The sequence below is a fragment of the Burkholderia sp. AU17457 genome, from assembly GCF_002223255.1.
GTDB lineage: Bacteria > Pseudomonadota > Gammaproteobacteria > Burkholderiales > Burkholderiaceae > Burkholderia > Burkholderia sola.
In genome coordinates this window covers 846,594-865,535 of sequence record NZ_NKFB01000003.1, presented here as the reverse complement: position 1 = coordinate 865,535, position 18,942 = coordinate 846,594, and the positions used below count along the sequence as shown (strand labels likewise).

Genomic DNA, 18,942 nt, shown 5'->3' with positions numbered 1-18,942 from the left:
CGATCGCATCGGAAGTGGGTCAATGGCCGGGCGAGCCGGTCGTCGTCAGCGTCTTGCCCGGCGTGGGCTGCTTCACGCGATCCTCGACGTAGCGGCGCACCGCGTCGGCCGCGACTTGCGCATCGGCACCGCCGTACGGCACGGGCGCGACGAGGTCTTCCGGCCGCGCGAGCATCGTCGCGAGATTCGTGTAGGTCGCGCAGCCGAACGGCACGCCGGGCCGCCCGAAGCCGGCATCGACGAGATGCGACGGCTGCATCAGCTTCGCGCAGTCGGGCGGCACCGCACGGACGCCGTCGAAGCCGATCGCGCGCGCATCGGGCAGGTTGATCGGCGGCGGCGCCGACAGGCACGCCGCGAGCGCCAGCGGCAACGGCGCGGTGAACAGGGTTCGGACTCGCATGCGTGCTCCTCCGGTCAGTACACGAAGCCCGCGGCGCCGACGAGACGCGGCGTGTCGCCGGTCAGCAGGTCGAGCCCGAGATTGCGCTGGATCGCGAACTCGAGGTCGCTGCTCGGCCGCGCGACGGTGTCGAGCGCCTGCTCGAGCTGGCCCGGCCCGGTCGGCTGCACGATGTACGGCGTCACGATCACGACGACCTCGGTCTTGTTGTCCTGGAAGTTCTTCGACGAAAACAGCCGGCCGATGATCGGCAGCCGGCCGAGCCCCGGGATCTGCGACACGGTGTTGGCCGTCTGGCTCTGCAGCAACCCGCCGATCGCGAAGCTCTGCCCGCTCGACAGCTCGACCGTCGTCTCGACGCGCCGCACGGAGAGCCCGGGCACCGTGACGCCGCCGGTCGTCACGCTGTTGTTCGGGTCGACCTCGCTCACCTCCGGGCGCACTTTCAGGCTGATCCGGTTGTCGGCGAGCACGGTCGGCGTGAAGTCGAGCGACACGCCGAACGGCTTGAACTCGACCGTGATCGCGCCGGTCGTGTTGCCGGCCTGCGCGACCGGAATCGGAATCTCGCCGCCCGCGAGGAAGCTCGCGGTCTGCCCGGACATCGCGGTGAGGTTCGGCTCCGCGAGCATCGTGATCAGCCCTTCCTGATCGAGCGCGTCGAGCACGACGTCGATCGACCAGCGCCCGGCATGGAAGCCGCCCACCACCGAATACGCGCCGGTCGGCGACAGGTTGAACAGCCGGTTCGTCGGATCGAACAGCGTGCGCCCGTTGAACAGCCCGCCGATGAAGTTGCCTGCCGCGCCGAGCGAACTCCAGTTGATGCCGAGCTGCTGCGTGATGTTGCGGCTCACTTCCGTCACGCGCACGCGCAGGTTCACCTGGATCGGGCGCGACAGCGTGAGCCGGTTGACGATCTTTTCCTTGTCGTTCACATAAGGCGCGAGCGACTGCATCACGGCGTCCGCGTCGGCCGCGCTCGGCACCTTGCCCGATACCATCAGCGAGCCCGGCGCGCCGGACACCGACAGCTTCAATTGCGGGAAGCGGCTGTCGAGCACGGTCTGCAGCGATGCGGTGTCGACCTGCACGATCACGGTCCGGCGCAGGATCGGCCGATGATTCGCGCCGAGCGCGATCAGCGTGGTGGTGCCGGCCTTCTTGCCGAACACGAACACGGTGCGCGGCGACGGCACCTGGATGTCCGCGATGCTCGGGTCCGCGACGAACATCGCGGTCGCCGGTTCCGGCAGCGACAGCATCTCGCCCTTGCCGGTCGCGATCGACAATGCCGCGCCGGCGTCCGCCGCCTGCGCGCGCTGCGCGAACGCGACACCCGGCGCGACGACGGCGGCCAGGCACCAGCAAGCGATCCAACGAACCATGCGCACCATGCGTGTTCCCGTCAAATGCCGGCCGCCGGGCGGCCGGATCCCAATCGACACCTCGTCATCGCGTCACTGCGCGAGCGCCGCCCGCGGCGCTTGCGCCGTCGTGTCGGCGGCCGCATTGCCCACCGCGGGCGCAGGCGGCGCAACCGGCGTGCCCGGCCAGCCGGACGGCAGCGGCGGGATGCCCGGCATGCCGACGCCACCGCCGCCGCCACTGCCACGCGAACCGTCGTCCACCGACGAGCCGCGATAGATCACGACCGTGTTGCCCTGCGGAGCCGGCCGCATGCCCGTGTCGGTCTTCGCCGACGGCGAGCGCGTCGCATCGCGGAACGCGCGCGAGACGTCGCCGGCCCACACCGGCGGCGTATCGGGCTCCTGTTCGTCGCCGCCCGCGGCCTGGCGGCGGTCGCTCGTCGCGAAGCTGCGCAGCGCGAGCGACAGCGAACCGAGGCGCGTCGCGACCAGCACGACCTGCGCGGTGCGCGGCGCGACCTCGAGCGTGACCGTGCGCGCGCGCACCGGCGCGTCGGGCGCGCTCGCGGCCGTCTTCGCACGCTGGAATTCCGAACCGACCGCGAGCACGCGCGCGCGGCGCACGACCGTCTCGGCTTCGAACGTGCCGGGCGTCGTTGCGGAACCGCCGATCTGCTGCGTGAGCACCACGTCGACGAAGTCGCCCGGCTGGATCAGCCCCGCGTTGCCCGACACGTCGTCGACCGGCACCGAGATCGCGCGCATGCCGGGTTGCAGCGCGGCCGCGAGAAAATCCGGCGCGCCGGCCGGGATCACGTTGTCCGCGCGAATCGGCGCACCGGCGTCCACGCGGCTGCGCAGCAGCGCGCCCTTGAGGTCCGCGCCTGGCTGGGACTCGACGAATGCGCCGGCCGGCACCTGCGCGCGCGGCATGCGCTTCCACGCGAGATCGTTGTCGCGCAGCAGCAGCCCTTCGGGCAGGTCGGCCGCCGCGACGCGCACGTCGACGTCGCTCGCCACGCCGGGCGCCGACGGCGTCGACGCGGCGACATAGAGCTGGCGCAGCAGGAACGCACCGATGGCGGCAGCAATGATCAGCACGGCCATTCTCAGAGGTTTGGGCATGGCGGCGTGCGTCCCCGCTAGGTGAGCGAAACCGCGTGAGGAAACGGTGCCCAGACGGCCAGTGCGCCGCCGAGCGCGAGCGCGATGCCGTACGGCACGCCGCGCGTGTCGATCGCAGGCGCCGGCGCGATGCGGCGACGCTGCCACGCCACGGCCGCGAGCATGGCGACACCGCATGCGACGCCGCTCGCCCCGACGATCGTCAACACCGGGAACGCGAGCGCCGGGCCGGCCCACAGGAAGACGGCCGCCGCCAGCTTCACGTCGCCGCCGCCGATCCAGCCGGCGTGACGCAGCCCGGCGAACAGCAGCAGCATCGCCGCGGCGGTCGCGACGTGCGCGGCGAGCTGCGCGAGCCCTTCGCGCGCGAGCGCGGCCGCGACGAAATACAGCATCGCGAACGCGAGGACCGCGCGGTTCGACAGGCGCCGCGTGCGCACGTCCTGCAGCACGAGCGACATCAGCACGAGCGTCGCCGCCGACTGTACGAGATAGAGCATCGGAGAGCCGTCCGTCGGCGCGCCCCGGCTGGATACGTCGTACCGCTGCGGATCCGTGTATTCGTCGGCGGCGCGCGGGTTCAGGGGGATCAGATCAGCGCCGTGACCTTGTTGATCAGCGATGTGAACACGGCCGGCAGGCCGCCGGTGTTGCTGCTCAGGATCACCCCGACCGCAGCCAGCGCGACGACGACGATGCCGGCGAGGACCGCGTATTCGAGCGAGCTGACGCCGCGTTCATCGCGCAGCAGGGATTTGACGTAGTGCAGCATGACAACCTCCGTGTGACGGGGTCGTTGATCGACCGTTGAATGTAAAGACGCGGCGTTGCTTCGGTGGCGTTCACTGCGTTTCGCCCATTCATGACTCATGCGGCAGGCCTGGCAACGGGCCGTTCGCATCCCCCGGAATCCATTCGATCACTGCAACGCGAGTTCGGCGGCAATGGAATCCGCCATGACCCGCACTCGCTTGTTACCTGCCCGCATCGACGCAATGCGGATCCAGCCGTTCGTCTAGGGTATAGACAATTTTTTTGGCGTTTTCAAATAATTTAGCGTCGAAATGTATTTATGGAAAAACCTGTTCACAAGTGAATGGAGATCCCGCCAGTCGGCGTATTATCGCGGCTCCGCATTATGTGGTCGCCATCCACTTTAATAGTCTTACGGCGCCGGGCGGAATGATTTTCCGAATCGCGCACAATTTACGCATTTGTTCAGTTTTCGATTGCCGGGCGGTCCTCTTTATTGCCCGGGTATCGAATTCCGATAGCCGAGCGGCGTCGCGCGAAACACGTTCCGCGAGCGCGTCGGTCGACGCAATGCGCACCTCCGCACCGTCCATGCGTCGAGCGCGCCGGCGGCTTTCGGTCAACGGCGATCGCGCGACTCCGCCCTGCCGAGCGAGCGCAGCGGAGACGGGCGGATGCCGAGGCGGGCCACGCCGAGATCGGCCCCGCTCATCGACGCGTGCTCGAACCGCTGGAACGACTCGGTGATGTGCTTGCGCAGCAGTGCGACGTCCCATGGCTTGATCAGCAGCTTCTGAACGGACCCGCTGCCGGACGCGTCCTCGATCGACGCGCCGTCGCCGTAGCTGGACAGCAGGATGCGCACGATGTCCGGGTACAGCGCCTTGACACGCTGCAGCAGGTCGAGCCCGGACACGCTCGGCATCCGGAAGTCCGACACGATCACGCCGACGCGATGCTGCGCGAGCAGGTCGAGCGCCTCGTCGGGATCGGTGGTGGCGAGGATCTCGTAGCCGTCGCGGCCGAGCGCCTGCCTGAGCATCTGCAGGACCGCGCGGTCGTCGTCCACCAGCAGCAGCGTGCGATGCAGCAGTTCGCGCTGCCGGCAGTGCTCGGGCAACTCCGAGCCGGCGGACAACATGTCCGCGATCTCGTCGCCGGTGACCGGATGGCTGAAGTAGTAACCCTGCATCGCATGGCAGCGATGGCGGTTCAGGAACGACAGCTGGGCTTCCGTCTCCACGCCCTCGGCCACCGTCTCCATGTGCAGCGACTCGGCCATCGCGATGATCGAGCGCGTCAACGACGCACCTTCCGCGCTGGTGGTGACGTCGCTGAGGAACGAACGATCGATCTTGACGACGTCGATCGGCAAGTCCTTCAGGTACGACAGGCTCGAATAGCCGGTGCCGAAATCGTCCAGCGACAGCACGACGCCGAGCGCCTTCAGTTCGCGCAGCGTATGTGCGATCGCATTGGAATCCTCCATCAGCACGCTCTCGGTCAACTCGAGTTCGAGCGAGTCGGGCTCGAGACCGGTTTCCGCGAGCGCCGTGCGCACCAGGTGCGCCACGTCCTGCTGCCGGAACTGGCGCGCGGACAGGTTGACGGCAATCCGGATCGGCGGATGCCCTTCCCGGCGCCACGCGACGGCCTGGGCGCACGCGGTGCGCAACACCCATTCTCCGATCGGAAGAATCAGCCCGGTTTCTTCGGCGATCGGAATGAAGCGGTCGGGCGGAATCACGCCGATTCCCGGACGTCGCCAGCGAATCAACGCCTCGACGCCGCTGATCTGACCGGTCTTGAGATCGACCTTCGGCTGGTAGTACAGCTCGAGTTCGCCGTTCGCGACGGCCTGATGCAGCGCGTTTTCGAGGATCGTCTGCTCTTCGACCCGCGCGCCGAGTTCACGCGTATAGAAGCTGTAGCAATTGCGCCCGTGTTCCTTCGCGCAATACAGCGCGGCATCGGCCGTCTTCAGCAGCGTCTCCGCGTCGGTCCCGTCGGTCGGGTAAAGGCTGACGCCGACGCTGGTCGTCACGTGCAGGTCGTGGCCATCGAGCACGAACGGCGCAATGAAGGTGTCCAGGATCTTGCGGGCGATCGCGTCCGCATCCGACGCCGTCGCGAGGTTGACGAGCATCACGACGAACTCGTCGCCGCCGAGCCGCGCGACCGTGTCGCCGTCGCGCACCGAACTCTTCAGGCGCGCGGCGACGACCCGCAGCAGCCCGTCGCCGGCCGAGTGACCGAAGCTGTCGTTGATGTGCTTGAAGCGGTCCAGGTCGAGCACCATCACCGCGATCAGCTGCCCGGTGCGCCGCGCCTGCGACATCGCCTGCTCCATCCGGTCGCCGAGCAGGTTGCGGTTCGGCAGGCCCGTCAGCGCGTCGTGATTGGCGAGGTATTCGATACGCCCTTGCTGCATCTTGCGTTCGGTGATGTCCTGCACGATGCCGCGCAGGATGATCGCGTGGTTCGGGTCGCGGCCGGACTCCGCCTGGTGCAGCACGCAGCGCTCGGTGCCGTCCGCATGGATCAGCCGATGCTCGATCGAGAACGCGACGCCTTCGGTGCGCAGGCTCGTGTAGGACTGCACGAGCAGCGGCTGCTCGTCGGGCGGAACGGCCTGCACGAGGCGTTCGAACGTCGGCGGCGTGTGGGCGGCGTCGAGCCCGAGAATCCGGTACAGCTCCGGCGACCAGTAGCCGTCCGTCCGCCCGGCCTGGTATTCCCAGTTGCCGAGGTGCGCGAGCGCTTGCGCATGCGTGAGGCTGACCTCGGTCGTCGCCAGCTTTTCGACCGCCGCGGCCGCGCGCAACAGATAGCGGACCCGATACCCGAGCAGCTTCCACCGCATCGGCTTCGACACGAAGTCGGTCGCGCCGGCGTCGAACGCGCTGGCGATCGATGCGTCGTCGTCGTTGCCCGTGAGCATGACGATCGGCACGCGGCGGCCCTCGGGCAACGCGCGCAACGCCCGGCAACACTCGAATCCGTCACCGCCGGGCATTTCGACGTCGAGCAGGACCACGACCGGACGATGACGCAGGAACGCGTCGATGCCCTCCTGCGGCCCCGTCGCTTCCTCGACGCGGAAGCCTTCGGGTTCCAGCGTCTCGACGACCAGCAGGCGCGTCATGGCGTCGTCGTCGATGATCAGAATCGCCGGCACATCGGCATGTTCCTGGTTCACGAGCATCCTCCTGTTTTGCCGCCGCGCAATCGCCCTGGCGATCGGCCGGTCCGGCGTCCATTCAACCTTCGACGCGCTCCGCGATCAGCGCCGCGTGCGCGTGCCCGAATTCCGCGTCCGTGCCGGCGACCAGCTCCACCGCCGCGCCGACGTCGGCCGCGCGCGCCAGCTGCTCGATCGCGCGGCAACGCGCCGACAGCAGGTGCGCGCCGACGTTCGCGCTGCTCGATTTCAGCGTATGGGCAGCCAGCTTCAGTGCATCGGCGTCGCCCGCTTCGACCGCCGCATGCATGTCGCGGATCAGCCGCGGCGCATCCGCCGCGAATTGATCGATGATCCGCGTCAGGACATCCGGGCGGCCCGGCCGCTGAAGCGCGCGCAATGCATCGAGCGCCTTGTGGTCGATCACGCTTGCGTCGTCGTCTGGATCGGGGGCCGCGCCACCGCCCGCTTCCGGACGCGTGTCGATGCCCGCGTCCGTCGTCGCCGCATCGCTTTCGGTTGCCGGCGCGCACGCCGCGCCGCCGACATGGCGCGCGAGCATCTGCAGCAGCGCATCGCGGCGGAACGGCTTGCCGAGATAGTCGTCCATCCCGGCGGCCAGGCAGCGCTCGCGGTCGCCGCTGAGCGCATTGGCCGTCAGCGCGATCACCGGCAAGCGCGGCGCGCCGGCTTCGGCTTCGCGACGGCGCAGCTGCCGCGTCGCCTCGAAGCCGTCGAGCTTCGGCATCTGGCAGTCCATCAGAACGACGTCGAATCGGTCGTCCGCCAGCCGCTTCAGCGCCTGCTCGCCGTCGTCGGCCACGTCGACCTGATAGGCGGTGTCCTCCAGCATCGCGAGCGCGATCTGCTGATTCACGACGTTGTCCTCCACCAGCAGCACGCGCGCCGCGATCGCATCGAGCGGCCGGCCCGGACTCGCGTCGGCGTCGTCGGACACCGGCTCCGCCGACGTCGGCCGCGGCGGCATCACGTGCATCGCCGACGCGATGGCCGTATGGAGATCGGCGCCATGGAGCGGCTTCGTCAGCCGGGCGGCGATGTCGAGTTCATGCGCGACCAGGACGCTGTCCATCATCTCGAACGCGGTCAGCGTGATGATCCTGAGCGCACGCAGCGACGGATCGCGGCGGATGTACTGCACGAGCGAGATGCCGTCCATGCCCGGCATCCGTACGTCCACGATCGCGAGATCGAACGGCGCGCCGTCGGCGACCGCCGCGCGCAACTGCGCCAGCGCGTCGTCACCGCCGATCGCCGTGGCGACGCACAGCTGCCATTCGATCGCATGTTCGAGCAGCACGCTGCGATCGGTTTCGCTGTCGTCCACGATCAGCACCTTCAGGCCGGCGAGCGACGGCCTTGCCTCCGATGCGACGCCGACCTCTCCGGACGCCGGCTCGAACGGGGTCGTCACGGTGAACACCGAGCCCTGGCCGGGCGTCGATTCGAGCGTGAGCGCGCCGCCCATCATCTCGGCCAGCTGCCGGGAAATCACGAGGCCGAGCCCGGTTCCGCCGTATTTGCGCGCGGTCGAGTTGTCGGCCTGCTGGAACGGCCGGAACAACTGCGCGGACACCTCGGGCGCGATGCCGATGCCGGTGTCGGCGATCGTGAACACGATGCGGCCGTCGTCCGCATACGACACGCTGAGCGCGACGTGTCCGTGCTCGGTGAACTTGATCGCATTGCCCAGCAGGTTCGTGAGCACCTGGCGCAACCGCACCGGGTCGCCGCGCATCCATTCCGGAACGGTGTCGCCGCGCCGGTACACGAGCGCAAGCGCCTTGCGTTGCGCGTTCGGCTCCAGCAGCGCGACGACGTCGTCGAGCAATTGATGCAGGTTGAAATCGATGCGCTCCAGCGTCAGCTTGCCGGCCTCGATCTTCGAGAAATCCAGAATGTCGTCGATCAGCACGAGCAGCGTCTGACCGGATCGATACACGGTGTCGACGAACTTGCGCTGCTTCGACGTCAACCGCGTGCGTTGCAGCAGTTCGGTCATGCCGAGCACGCCGTTCATCGGCGTACGGATCTCGTGGCTCATCCGCGCGAGAAACTCCGATTTCGCCGAATTCGCGGCTTCGGCCGTGGCGATCGCCGCCTGCAAATCGACGTCGCGGCGTTGGATTTCGTCGAGCATCATGTTGAAGCCGGCGACCAGCGCCGCGACTTCATCGCGACCTTTGTGCGTCATGCGCAACGACAGGTCGCTGCCGCTGCGAATGCGCGCCATCGTGCGCGTCAGGCGCGACAGCGGCCCGGAGATCGACGCGCCGAGCCGATGACTGATCAGCAGCCCGCCGATCGCGAGCAGGAACGATACCCCCACGATCATCAGGATCGCGGTCGCCACGGCCCGGTAGACGTCCGATACGATGCCGCGCTGCTGAAGGTCGACGCGCACGGCCTCCTGCTCCGTGTAGGCCGCGAGGCGATTGGCCGTCGTGTCGACGTCCGCGACGATGCCCTGCATGGCCACGTCGTTGGACAGCATGTCGGACTTCACCGCGAGGATGCGGCGCGCGGATCCGGCCAGCTCCGTGGTCAGCCCGACGACCTCCTGTGCGCGCTTCACGTTGCTCTGGCCGTCCGCGGCGAGCGCATCGCGCAGTGCGCCGGCGGATGCGGTGAGCGCGCCGATATTCTTGTGCAGATCGTCGTCGCCGCGCGCCAGACGGTCGTTGCCGTCGCTTTGCGCGATCATCCGCAGGTCGAACGCCAGTGCGCTGATCCCGCCGTTCACGATCGCCGACAGCGACGCGACCCGCGCGGCTCGCCGCCGGAATTCGATCGCCTCGTCGAGACGCTGTCGCGCCTTGACGATCTGCAGTGCAAACGGATCCGCGATCTCCGCAAGCTTCGCGTCCAGCGCATCGAGCGACTGCAGCACGCTGTTCTCTTTCGCGCGGTAGCGGGCCGCGACGGACGGCTCGGCGAACATGGCACCGCGCAGCGCGACGAGGCCGTCCTGGCCGTCGAGGATGTCGGCCGCCACGCGCCCGAGTGCGGCCGTCACGCCCTGCGCGGTGGCGGCATCGAGGTTCTGCGCCGCGAGCGCGAGCGCATGGCGCGCGCCGTCGATCGACGCCTGCATGCGCTCGCGCAGCGGCGCGAGCCGGTATCGGTTCGGCGCGACGTCGACGCGGCCGGCGACGGTGATGATGTCCTTCACGTTCGTGCGCACCTGGTCGAGCGCATGAATCGTCCGGTTGTATGCGGTATTGGCCGCGAGCGCGCCGCTCACCGCCGCATCGGCGTCGTCGTCCAGCCGCTCGGTTTCCTTGCCGATTTCGGTCAGCAGCGTGGCGCCCCGCGCCTGCACGCGTTCGATCAGCCGGCGCTCGGCGACGAGCTGCGCATCGCCGCGCAGGCGCTTGTCGACGCCTTCGTTCATCGACCGGAGCATCGTCCGCAGATCGGTGGCCGGTTCGTCGATGCCGTGCCGGTCGATCGCGCGCACGGCGGCCGTGATGCCGGAGATCCGCTGCAATTGCGTTTCGATCTGCGACGACGACTGCTGTCGCTCCGCCGCGTCCTGCGCGTGCTCGAGCCGGCCGAACTCCACCGCGAGTTCCGCATACGCGCGCTGGAGTTCGTTGCTGCGCACCTGCAGCGGCAGCGATTCCGTCGTCAGCGTGCGCACGCCGGACGCAATGCCGTGCACCGCGATCAGGCTGGTCACGGAAATCGCCACCGCGCCCAGCAGCATCAGGCTGGTACTGGTGACGAGCTTCGCCTTGATGTCCATGCAGCCCTCCAGGATCGGAATGGCCTGACGGCCATCCGCCGCTCATTGCGCCGGCACGACTAGCGGCGTGACGCGCCCGTGCGCGATTTCGGTGAGGAACACGTCGTTCAGTGCCTGGTGATCGTCGGCGCTCAGGTTGACCACCAGGCCGCCGAGGTCCAGATGCCGGATCGATTCGAGCGCCTGCTTCAGCGTCGCTCGCGTGGGCGATGGCCCCGCGCGCTCCAGCCCGATCAGCGCGACCTTCGCGTCGAGGCAGCCCTCGATGTGCACCACGCCGATGTGCTCGTCCGGAAAGCGCTGGGCGATGAGCCGCGCGCAGTCCCGGATCACCGGGCGATCGCTCTGCGGCAGCGGCACGACCTGCGAAATCAGCATGCCGTTCCCTTCGTCGCCGATCAGGCGCAACAGGTCGTCGGTGCCGACGAACGACACCGCCGCGAGATGGGCCGTAAGGCCTTCGCGGTGCGCGGCCCGAACGAATGCGGCGACCGGCGTATACGGGCCGACCATGATGACGACGTCGGGCCGCCCTTCGAGTACGGCTGCGAGGCCCGTGTCGACCGCCGTCGTGCCGCGGCGGAACGTGCCGGTGGCGACGACGTCGAGGCCATGGCGGCGCAGCGCGAGCTGCGTGCCCGCCAGCACCGCGAGCCCGAAGCCGTCGTCCTGGTAGAACACCGCGAAACGCGTTGCGCGGTCGTGCGCGATCAAATGATCGACGAGCGCGCGCGTTTCGTCGTCATAGCTCGCCCGGACGTTGAAGACCTCCGGCGTGACCGGCTTGCGCAGCGCCATCGCGCCGCTGAACGTACCGACGAGCGGAATGCCGGCGTCCCGGATCATCGGTAGCACCGCAGTGGTCGTCGGCGTGCCGACGTAGCCGAACAGCGCAAGGACGTTGCCCCGCTCGATCATGTCCAGCGTGTTGTCCACAGTCCGGTCGGGTTCATAGCGATCGTCGGCGATGACGAGGTCGATTTTTCGCCCGTGCACGCCACCGCGAGCGTTCGTGTCGTCGAATACGGCTTGCGCGCCGATCAGCAGCCCGTGTCCGAGACCGGCGGAATTGCCCGATTGCGCGTTGACCATGCCCAGGCGGATCGTGTCGCCGGTCACGCCGGGCTCCGCAGCGAAGCCGGCGCCCTGGCCGCTCAGTGCAGCGCAGCATGCGATCAGCGCCAGCGCCTGCCTGACGCGGGGACGCGCGAGTGCGCGCAGTAGGTTCGAAGACCAGGTGCCGGAACACATTGGTGCGACTGACACAGTCTCGTCCATGTTGGGCTCCCGTTCGGCACCCGGTTGTTCTGATCTGACGATGCGCCCCGCCGCATGCCGCACCGCTGCCGTGGTACGAGTCGATTAGTCATATATATAGTTTGCATCCCTTGCGACTGCAAGGCGGAGGCGCCGAGCCACGCCGTCGTCGCGAGTTGTTGCGCTGCGGCGATGGAATGCGGGCGGGCGCGACCGAGCGGGATCGCGCTGGCGGCATTTCGATACGATTGTCAGTGCGTCGCTTTGTTGCGGGAATCGATGCGCAAGAGCACGGCGCCCGGGCGATGGTGCGCGGCCGATTCCGGCGTTCGGAAGAGGGAATGCGCAGCACGCGGATGGGCGCCGCCGCCGCTGCAGCGATACGCCGACGCGTCGCGTAGCTACGCCACGCCCGTTGTTGGTGTTTCAGTTGAATGCCGCAAGCCGGTTCGACGGGGGGATAAATAATGGACTGCCAAACAAGCAGAGGATTTATTGAGACATCTCCGCTACCCTGCCGGTGCGGCCAAGCCGGCCAACGCCATGAATCAGCGCAACGGACGGGCCCCAAGACGGTCCTGACTGAAGACGGCCCGATTCGCATCGAGGTGCCTCGCCACCGCGACGGCAGCTTCGAACCCATTCTGATACCCAGGCTCGAACGGCGCTTCGCCGGGTACGCCCGAAGCCTTGGCGATGGTGTTTCCGGCCACCACACTGCAAACTTGTATCGTCCGTCTGATCCGCAACAGCCTCGATTACGCCAGTTGGAAAGACCGCCGAGGGTTGGCTGCCGCGATCAAACCGATCTACGCCGCGCCCAGTGCGAAAGTGGCCCAGGCCGAACTCGATGCGTTTGCTGATGGGCCGTGGGGCCGGAAATTCCCGACCGTCAGTAGCGCGTGGCGCAACGCCTGGGATCGCGTGATCCCGTTCTTTGCGTTCCCGCCGGGCGTGCGCAAGATCATCAAAACCCGCAGGCACTTCCCGACCGACGAGGCAGCCACCAAACTCATCTGGCTGGCCCTGCGCAACATCACGGCAAATTGGGGTAGTGCAGTTCATGACTGGAAGACCGCCATGAACCAATTCGCTATCCTTTACGCTCTACGCAGATCGATTCGTCCGGCCTTCCGTGTAATTACTCAACCCGCCTTGAACACGGAAATCCTGACACCCCGAGCTCCCGCCCCTTGCTGTAACAAATTTGTAGCACGCAATAAAGCCCGCTCGCAGCGGGCATTATTACTTCCAGGCATCGATCCGTCCGGGTGTTTAGAAACTGGCAGTGCCCACTGATGCATAGGCACCGCGCAATATCTGCCAAGGATTCAGGCAATGCCGACGCTGCGACCCGCGCCGAAAGGCCAGCGTTGCGGCAGCCCCATCATTCCTCCTCCGCCAAGCCACTCAGATCTAGCGGCGTAGGATTTATCTGCGCGCTAACAGCACGTTGGAGCGTCCCCTGCTTCCTACGTAACGCATATGCCCGCATCACTGACAAGGGCGCGAATTCCAGCCCTTCTACTGGAGTGTGACCAACAATGACAGGAGTATTGAAATTTACATTCTTCTCGTCATCAAGAGGCAACTCCCATTTTCCACCGTAGTTTTCTCTGACGATCTCCCCAAGAAAACGAGCAAATGCAACCACAAGGCCAGAGACATAATCTTTGTCCTTACCATCAGACATAAGGTCGAACAATTTTTCCAGTTTTGGCAAATCGTCCAACTTAACCGTCAATTGGATCCCATGTTGTTTCGCCTCATCAGACAACCAGTCCAGTTGATCGTCCATGATCATCAAGAAATCGTCAAATGCCTCTTCAGCTACCTTTCTGTCAAATACCATTTCCGTTCCCTTTAAGGAATTTTTGGACCAATGTGCGCGTCGATGCCCGCTCTCTTTAGCGCTTCTAGATACGGCTTTGACGCGCCTTGTTCAAGGATGTGCTCGACCTGCCACCCTTGCTTAACCAGTTCGGCATCTTTCTGAATCGCCACGATGTTATCCTTTGTCAAACTCACGGGACCGGTTTTAAGTTGCCCAGCATACATCTCATCTGACTTTAGAATATCAATTTGACGGTTTGTCAGCGGCGTCTTGAGCGTTCCCTCAGAGGCACTCATGGCATCGCGATACGCAGCCTCCCTCTCGGCACCATACTGATAGTTCCGCATATTTGTATCGTATTGCTTACTCCACGCATCGTAGTCTTTCTTCCCACCTCTCTGTTTGTATCGCTCCCACCTCGCCGCCTTATGCTCAGGGGTACCCGGCTCTAACTTAACCTTCCGAGGAACCTTTACCCCATCTCCAGCTGGCCCCACTTCGGCAGGCTTTGCTACCTTGGAGGCGTCGGCAACCCCATCAGCGACTTCCGCCCCCTTGGCCGTCGCCGCCCCCGCCTCCGCGACTTCCCCAGTCTTCCCTACCGCGTTCGCAACTTCTCCCGTTTTCCCAGCGACATTTGCAACATCAGCAACCTCGCCGGCCTTACTGGCGACGTTCACCGCCTCGCCAACCTTGCCGGCCACATTCCCCACTTCGCCGGCCTTACCAACTGCGCCGACGCCCCCAGCGAGCAAGCTGCCGACGTCAATCGCACCGCGACCAAGCGCCTCACCATAGTTGCCCTGACTCCACGCTTCCATGTACGGCTTCGTGATACCGTCAACGATCGCCTTCGGATGGTCATAGATCGCCTGCGCCGTTTTTCCGGCAGCGTGCAGTGTTTGCGAGTACCCGTGATAGTCGTACAGCCCCGTCAAATCAGACAAGCCCTCAGCGGCCTGCGATACCGGCGACAGCTTAGCGGCTCCGATGCCTAAACCCACCAAACCCTTTCCCATGTCCCAGACTGCACCGCCGGCCCCCTTAAAGAACCCGCCGACCTGATGCATGACGCCCTTCTCGGGTGGCGGATTAGCATCCCCCACGACATTCCCGCTCGCATCCACCGAGCTTCCGGGCGCAGGTGCCGTCACGTAGGTTCCCGTACAGTTGCCGGAATTCATTGTGCACGGATCACCGTCACGAATGACCGGATGGCCGCCCGCGCGAACCGTCGTGCTTCCCTTCGTGGGTTTGGTCTCGCCTCCCACCGTACCGGAGCCCACCCCATCGGCCGAGCCCGCCTCGTCGCCCGTACATGTCGGGACCACGCTCTGATCGAGCACGTACGCCGGCTTGCCGTTGAATCGCACGCTGGGCACGACGCCCGATGAACCGCTCAGATCCGAGACGACCTGATAGGGCACCGGCGGCGTCGAACTGCCCATCGGCGTCTTACAAACGTCGGGCGTGCTGCTGACCGCCTTAAAGCTACCGTCCTGTCTCGACGCGATCCGATTACCCTTGGAGAAATGATCGGACGGTTGCGCCTGATCCTGCGGCTTATAGACGCCTGTTTCAAAGCGCCTTTGAACTGACTTCCCCGCCTCGTCAAATATATCCCGCAGGTCCGGACGGTCGCTCCACGGATTCGGTGTGTTCCATAGCGCATCCAGATTCTTCACCGCATCCCGGGCCTGCTCGACACTCTGGATGTTGAAGTGCTCACGGAAAACATCGCCTGCGTCGCCGGTAACTGTAATCTCCAACGGTTCAGCCATGTTGCGCTCCCGTCGATCCGATCGAAGTTGCCGGCGACCCTGCGGCAAGCCGCTCCAGTTCAGCACGGTCGACAAACCTTGCCTCGAAGCACTGCGCACGCACGGACTTCATTAGCGTCGCACGCCACACCAACATCACAACGGGCTTCGCAGCATCCGATACGTCGATAGACAGCGTATCGAGCAGCAGCGGCGCGAACTTGAGCGACTGGTCGGTGTAGACCCATCCCATCGGCAGATGTCCTGGCAAGGCAATGCGCAGGATCGTATTGCCCTGCTCGTCCAGGGTCGATCCGGTCGTGCCGACGGGAACAAGATTCGTCAGCACGATCGTCTCGTTACCCTTCATGTGCGGCACCTGCATCAGCTGATGCGCGCCGTTCCAGTACCTGAACTGAAAATCGTCTGGCAAGCCCGGATGGCGCTCAGCGAGCCACTGGTCATCATAGGTACCAGCAAGCTCACGCCTCGATCGCCACGCTTTCCCGACAATGCCAAAGCCAGCCGGATGCAACGAGGCTTGCGCCTGCCCGTTCGAAGCCGCGAGCCACGCCTGTACCGAGATGGGTTCACTGCTGGCTTCGATCTGCGGTGCAGCGACTTTTTGCAGCTTTGTCGCAGTAAGAAACCAACGCTCGGCAAATCCTAGACCGACAGGATTATCTTCGCAGGCCGTATGCGCCACCGGAACGCTGTCTTGATCGGGGTGTGCGGCCTGCTGTTTGTCATCGAGCCGAGATGCCTTCGGCACACGTTTCGCAGCTGGATCCTGCGCGTCGATCCGACACTGCCCACCCCATGCGTATTCGTAACGCATAGGAAGCGCTGCGATTGGCTCAGGCGGCGTCAACGACCAGTCAACGGGACGCACGATGCCGAGCGAGGCGATCTTCACGAGCCGATTCATGCTTCGTCCAAACATCGACCGCCGAGCAAAGTACCTTGGGCCGGTCACAGACAGCCTGCGATCCAGCAAGACTTTCGTTGTCGGCACACCCGCGTCATCGTCGGATCGCATGGGCGCCGACACAATTCGAATGCCCGCCACAAAGCGCGGCAACGGCCGCCCCTGCGGCGCATAGGCCGTCCCGTTGATCAGTACATCGCAAAGCGGTTTATATGGCGCGAGATCGCTTTCCTCCGCCACGCTGGACTGATTCGGCTCGCCGTGGAAGCGATCTGATGTCGCGAGCGGTTTCTGTGTCTGCGCCAATACCAGCGAGCCGTTTCGCAGCTCGAAGGTCTGCCGCAGCACGATCGTATGAAACGACGCGCCATTGGGCGCAAACGACTCGAACGCCAGCGCCGGAAAGGGCGTGTGATTGGAGAACTCCATCGCCGCCTCCGTCAGTTGACGTCAACGTCCTTACCGTTGATCTGTACCGGCCCGGAACCCTCGATCAGCAACTGTGTGCCCCGTAGCGTGATGTGCCCGTTGGACTCCATGATGAGGACGGCGCTTCCGGTTTTCAGCTCAATCCGGTCGCCGGCCGTGATCGTATACGTCTTGCCCACCATCGTGGTTTTCGACAGCCCCACTTCCTCGGCGCTGGCAAGCCCGGCCGCGGTGTTGATCGCGCCCGCTACTGTCACCGTATACGCGCCGCCAACGGTCAGTGCTTTCGCCAGCCCCACCGTCTCCGTCGACGTCAGTGCAATCAAGAGATTCTCCATCCCCTCGATCGTCTCGTTCCGATTGCCGCCGACCGTCAGCGTCTCGTTGTTGCCAACGGTCTCGGTGCGATCCACCCCAATGTGAATCGTCTCGTTGTTGTCGACGGTTTCCGTACGATCGTGGCCGACGTGCACCGTCTCATCGTGATCGATGTTCTTGGTGCGATCGTTGCCAACCCAATGCGATTCATTGTGCTCGACCTCGATGCGCTGGTCCTTCTCGGCGTGTAGCCAGACCTCTTCCTCACCCTTCTTGTCCTCGAAGCGAATCGCATTGGCCGTGTTGACGTTACCGGTCTTGGTCGAACGCGTCAGAATCCCGCTCTGTGTCGCGTTGGCTGGCAATGCCCACGGCGGCATGTTCTGCGAGTTGTAAACGCGCGACGTCACGAGGGGACGGTCCGGATTTCCGTCCAGGAAGCTCACGACCACCTCATCCCCGATTCGCGGGATCTGAATCATCCCGAAACCGCTACCCGCCCACGGCTGGCTCACGCGCACCCAGCATGAACTCCCTTGGTCGCGTTTGCCGAGACGATCCCAGTGGAACTGCACCTTCACCCGGCCGAGACTATCCGTATAAATCTCCTCGCCTTTCGGACCTACGACGATCGCCGTCTGCGGCCCGACGATCGTCGGACGCTCCCCTTCGAATGCCGGACGGTACGGAATTTTCTTGCGAATGCAGGTGAAGCTGCACGAATACGCCGAACTCCCCTCACCGGGCTCATAGTTGTTCGTGCCGGTGTGTGACACAGTCAGCAACAGGAATTGTCGGTCTTCCTGTTTGGTACTGGCGTGATCGTAGTGGTCGTCCAGCTCGAAGTATCGGCACGGCATCATCCGACGACCCGTCGTTACCCCGACGAACGTCTTGCTGTGCGCAGCCAGCGCTTCCGTCCGGAAGCGCGTGAGCTCTTCACCTCGATCGCTGTCAGCGAAACCATGCTCGCCGAGGTAGTCGTAGATCTCGTAGGACGGTACGTCGCCTTGATTGACTTCCGTTCCACCCGACACGAATCGCCGGGCATGGGGAATCTTGTAGTCGAAAGTTTTCAGTCCGACCGTGTCCGGTGCAAGCTGACGCTGCGCTTGAAATGACGTGATGACGGCAAGATTGTCCATCGCCTCACCCTGGTTGTATTGCAGCGATGGACTGCGCCCGTCGATCGGCTTTGCGGTCACCGAGTTATCGGCGATGATCAGCTTGTGCCCATCCTTCGCATGCTCGAAGTAATAGAACAGGCCGTCCTCGCGCATCAGTCGCTCGACGAAAGCAAGATCCGTCTCACGGTACTGCGTGCAATAGCTACGATTCTGCGTTCCCTTCGAGAGCCGGAACTCGAACGACGCGAGCTTGCCGTATTCTCGAAACACACGCGAGAGAATCGCCTCTGTGTTCTCTTCCTGAAAGATCCGAATGTCCTGCCGGCGAGAGAGCATCCAGAGCCACGGCAGGATCGTTGCGCTGTACATCGCAAAACCGCCATCGGTATCCAGATGCGAAAACGCTGCGACGTATCCGTGGAAGTAACGCTCTTCGGAGCTGGCGAGCGCATCGGTCAACTGCAACGTGATTGTCACAGGTTGGCCGATCAGCTTCTTCAGCTCGATATTCTTGTCCTGCGACGCGAGCCGGACATGCATCTCGAAATTCTGAGATAACCCCTCGGTACAATGGAAATCGACGAGTACGAGATCCGATCGACCTTTCAAAGGCGTTTCAATCGTAAACAGGCGATTGCTCTGGAGCTGGAAGAAGCTCGCAATTTCGGACATTTGCATATTTAGCCTC

12 protein-coding genes and 1 pseudogene are annotated in these 18,942 nt (G+C 64.9%); 1 reads left to right on the top strand and 12 read right to left on the bottom strand.

The window, feature by feature from the left end:
• Nucleotides 1-19: 19 nt before the first annotated feature.
• From CFB49_RS06535 to CFB49_RS06500, 8 genes are all read right to left on the bottom strand, one after another.
• Nucleotides 20-403, bottom strand: coding sequence for a CpaD family pilus assembly lipoprotein (locus CFB49_RS06535; RefSeq protein ID WP_089434845.1), 384 nt, complete (start codon nt 401-403; stop codon nt 20-22).
• A 14-nt stretch (nt 404-417) separates the two neighbouring features.
• A complete protein-coding gene (locus tag CFB49_RS06530) occupies nt 418-1,800 on the bottom strand; it encodes a type II and III secretion system protein family protein (RefSeq protein ID WP_069617136.1) in 1,383 nt (460 codons plus the stop codon).
• Between the two features lie 63 nt (nt 1,801-1,863).
• On the bottom strand, nt 1,864-2,898 hold the full coding sequence (gene cpaB, locus CFB49_RS06525; RefSeq protein WP_069617135.1) for a Flp pilus assembly protein CpaB: 1,035 nt from the start codon (nt 2,896-2,898) through the stop codon (nt 1,864-1,866).
• 17 nt (nt 2,899-2,915) lie between these two features.
• A complete protein-coding gene (locus CFB49_RS06520; protein ID WP_089490924.1) occupies nt 2,916-3,398 on the bottom strand; it encodes an A24 family peptidase in 483 nt (160 codons plus the stop codon).
• An 89-nt stretch (nt 3,399-3,487) separates the two neighbouring features.
• Nucleotides 3,488-3,670 (bottom strand): Flp family type IVb pilin, encoded by a 183-nt coding sequence (locus CFB49_RS06515; protein ID WP_050013708.1) that lies wholly within the window; start codon nt 3,668-3,670, stop codon nt 3,488-3,490.
• Between the two features lie 600 nt (nt 3,671-4,270).
• Entirely contained in the window at nt 4,271-6,856 is a 2,586-nt protein-coding gene (locus CFB49_RS06510) for an EAL domain-containing protein (protein WP_373452640.1), read from the bottom strand.
• Between the two features lie 55 nt (nt 6,857-6,911).
• Entirely contained in the window at nt 6,912-10,601 is a 3,690-nt protein-coding gene (locus CFB49_RS06505; protein WP_089434841.1) for a response regulator, read from the bottom strand.
• A gap of 42 nt (nt 10,602-10,643) precedes the next feature.
• On the bottom strand, nt 10,644-11,720 hold the full coding sequence (locus tag CFB49_RS06500; RefSeq protein WP_256979899.1) for an ABC transporter substrate-binding protein: 1,077 nt from the start codon (nt 11,718-11,720) through the stop codon (nt 10,644-10,646).
• A 627-nt stretch (nt 11,721-12,347) separates the two neighbouring features.
• On the opposite strand from CFB49_RS06500, the pseudogene CFB49_RS06495 reads away from it, so the two are divergent.
• Nucleotides 12,348-12,971 (top strand): annotated as a pseudogene (locus tag CFB49_RS06495) (transposase); the annotation flags it as partial.
• A 274-nt stretch (nt 12,972-13,245) separates the two neighbouring features.
• Here CFB49_RS06495 and CFB49_RS06490 read toward each other — a convergent pair.
• From CFB49_RS06490 to CFB49_RS06475, 4 genes are all read right to left on the bottom strand, one after another.
• Nucleotides 13,246-13,656: a hypothetical protein gene (locus CFB49_RS06490; RefSeq protein ID WP_249190252.1), complete on the bottom strand. Its 411-nt coding sequence runs from the start codon at nt 13,654-13,656 to the stop codon at nt 13,246-13,248.
• 65 nt (nt 13,657-13,721) lie between these two features.
• Nucleotides 13,722-15,473 (bottom strand): DUF4150 domain-containing protein, encoded by a 1,752-nt coding sequence (locus CFB49_RS06485; protein WP_249190253.1) that lies wholly within the window; start codon nt 15,471-15,473, stop codon nt 13,722-13,724.
• The gene (locus CFB49_RS06480) at nt 15,466-16,809 is read right to left on the bottom strand and encodes a DUF2169 family type VI secretion system accessory protein (RefSeq protein WP_089434838.1); all 1,344 of its coding nucleotides are present in this window, start codon (nt 16,807-16,809) and stop codon (nt 15,466-15,468) included. Before CFB49_RS06480 ends, CFB49_RS06485 begins: the two co-directional genes overlap by 8 nt.
• Before the next feature lie 11 nt (nt 16,810-16,820).
• The gene (locus tag CFB49_RS06475; protein ID WP_089490923.1) at nt 16,821-18,932 is read right to left on the bottom strand and encodes a type VI secretion system Vgr family protein; all 2,112 of its coding nucleotides are present in this window, start codon (nt 18,930-18,932) and stop codon (nt 16,821-16,823) included.
• Between the last annotated feature and the right edge of the window lie 10 nt (nt 18,933-18,942).

Coding starts and splice junctions, on each gene's coding strand:
- CFB49_RS06535 (WP_089434845.1), bottom strand. CDS start 403: ATGCGAGTCCGAACCCTGTTCACCGCGCCGTTGCCGCTGGCGCTCGCG.
- CFB49_RS06530 (WP_069617136.1), bottom strand. CDS start 1,800: ATGGTGCGCATGGTTCGTTGGATCGCTTGCTGGTGCCTGGCCGCCGTC.
- cpaB (WP_069617135.1), bottom strand. CDS start 2,898: ATGCCCAAACCTCTGAGAATGGCCGTGCTGATCATTGCTGCCGCCATC.
- CFB49_RS06520 (WP_089490924.1), bottom strand. CDS start 3,398: ATGCTCTATCTCGTACAGTCGGCGGCGACGCTCGTGCTGATGTCGCTC.
- CFB49_RS06515 (WP_050013708.1), bottom strand. CDS start 3,670: ATGCTGCACTACGTCAAATCCCTGCTGCGCGATGAACGCGGCGTCAGC.
- CFB49_RS06510 (WP_373452640.1), bottom strand. CDS start 6,856: ATGCTCGTGAACCAGGAACATGCCGATGTGCCGGCGATTCTGATCATC.
- CFB49_RS06505 (WP_089434841.1), bottom strand. CDS start 10,601: ATGGACATCAAGGCGAAGCTCGTCACCAGTACCAGCCTGATGCTGCTG.
- CFB49_RS06490 (WP_249190252.1), bottom strand. CDS start 13,656: ATGGACGATCAACTGGACTGGTTGTCTGATGAGGCGAAACAACATGGG.
- CFB49_RS06485 (WP_249190253.1), bottom strand. CDS start 15,473: ATGGCTGAACCGTTGGAGATTACAGTTACCGGCGACGCAGGCGATGTT.
- CFB49_RS06480 (WP_089434838.1), bottom strand. CDS start 16,809: ATGGAGTTCTCCAATCACACGCCCTTTCCGGCGCTGGCGTTCGAGTCG.
- CFB49_RS06475 (WP_089490923.1), bottom strand. CDS start 18,932: ATGCAAATGTCCGAAATTGCGAGCTTCTTCCAGCTCCAGAGCAATCGC.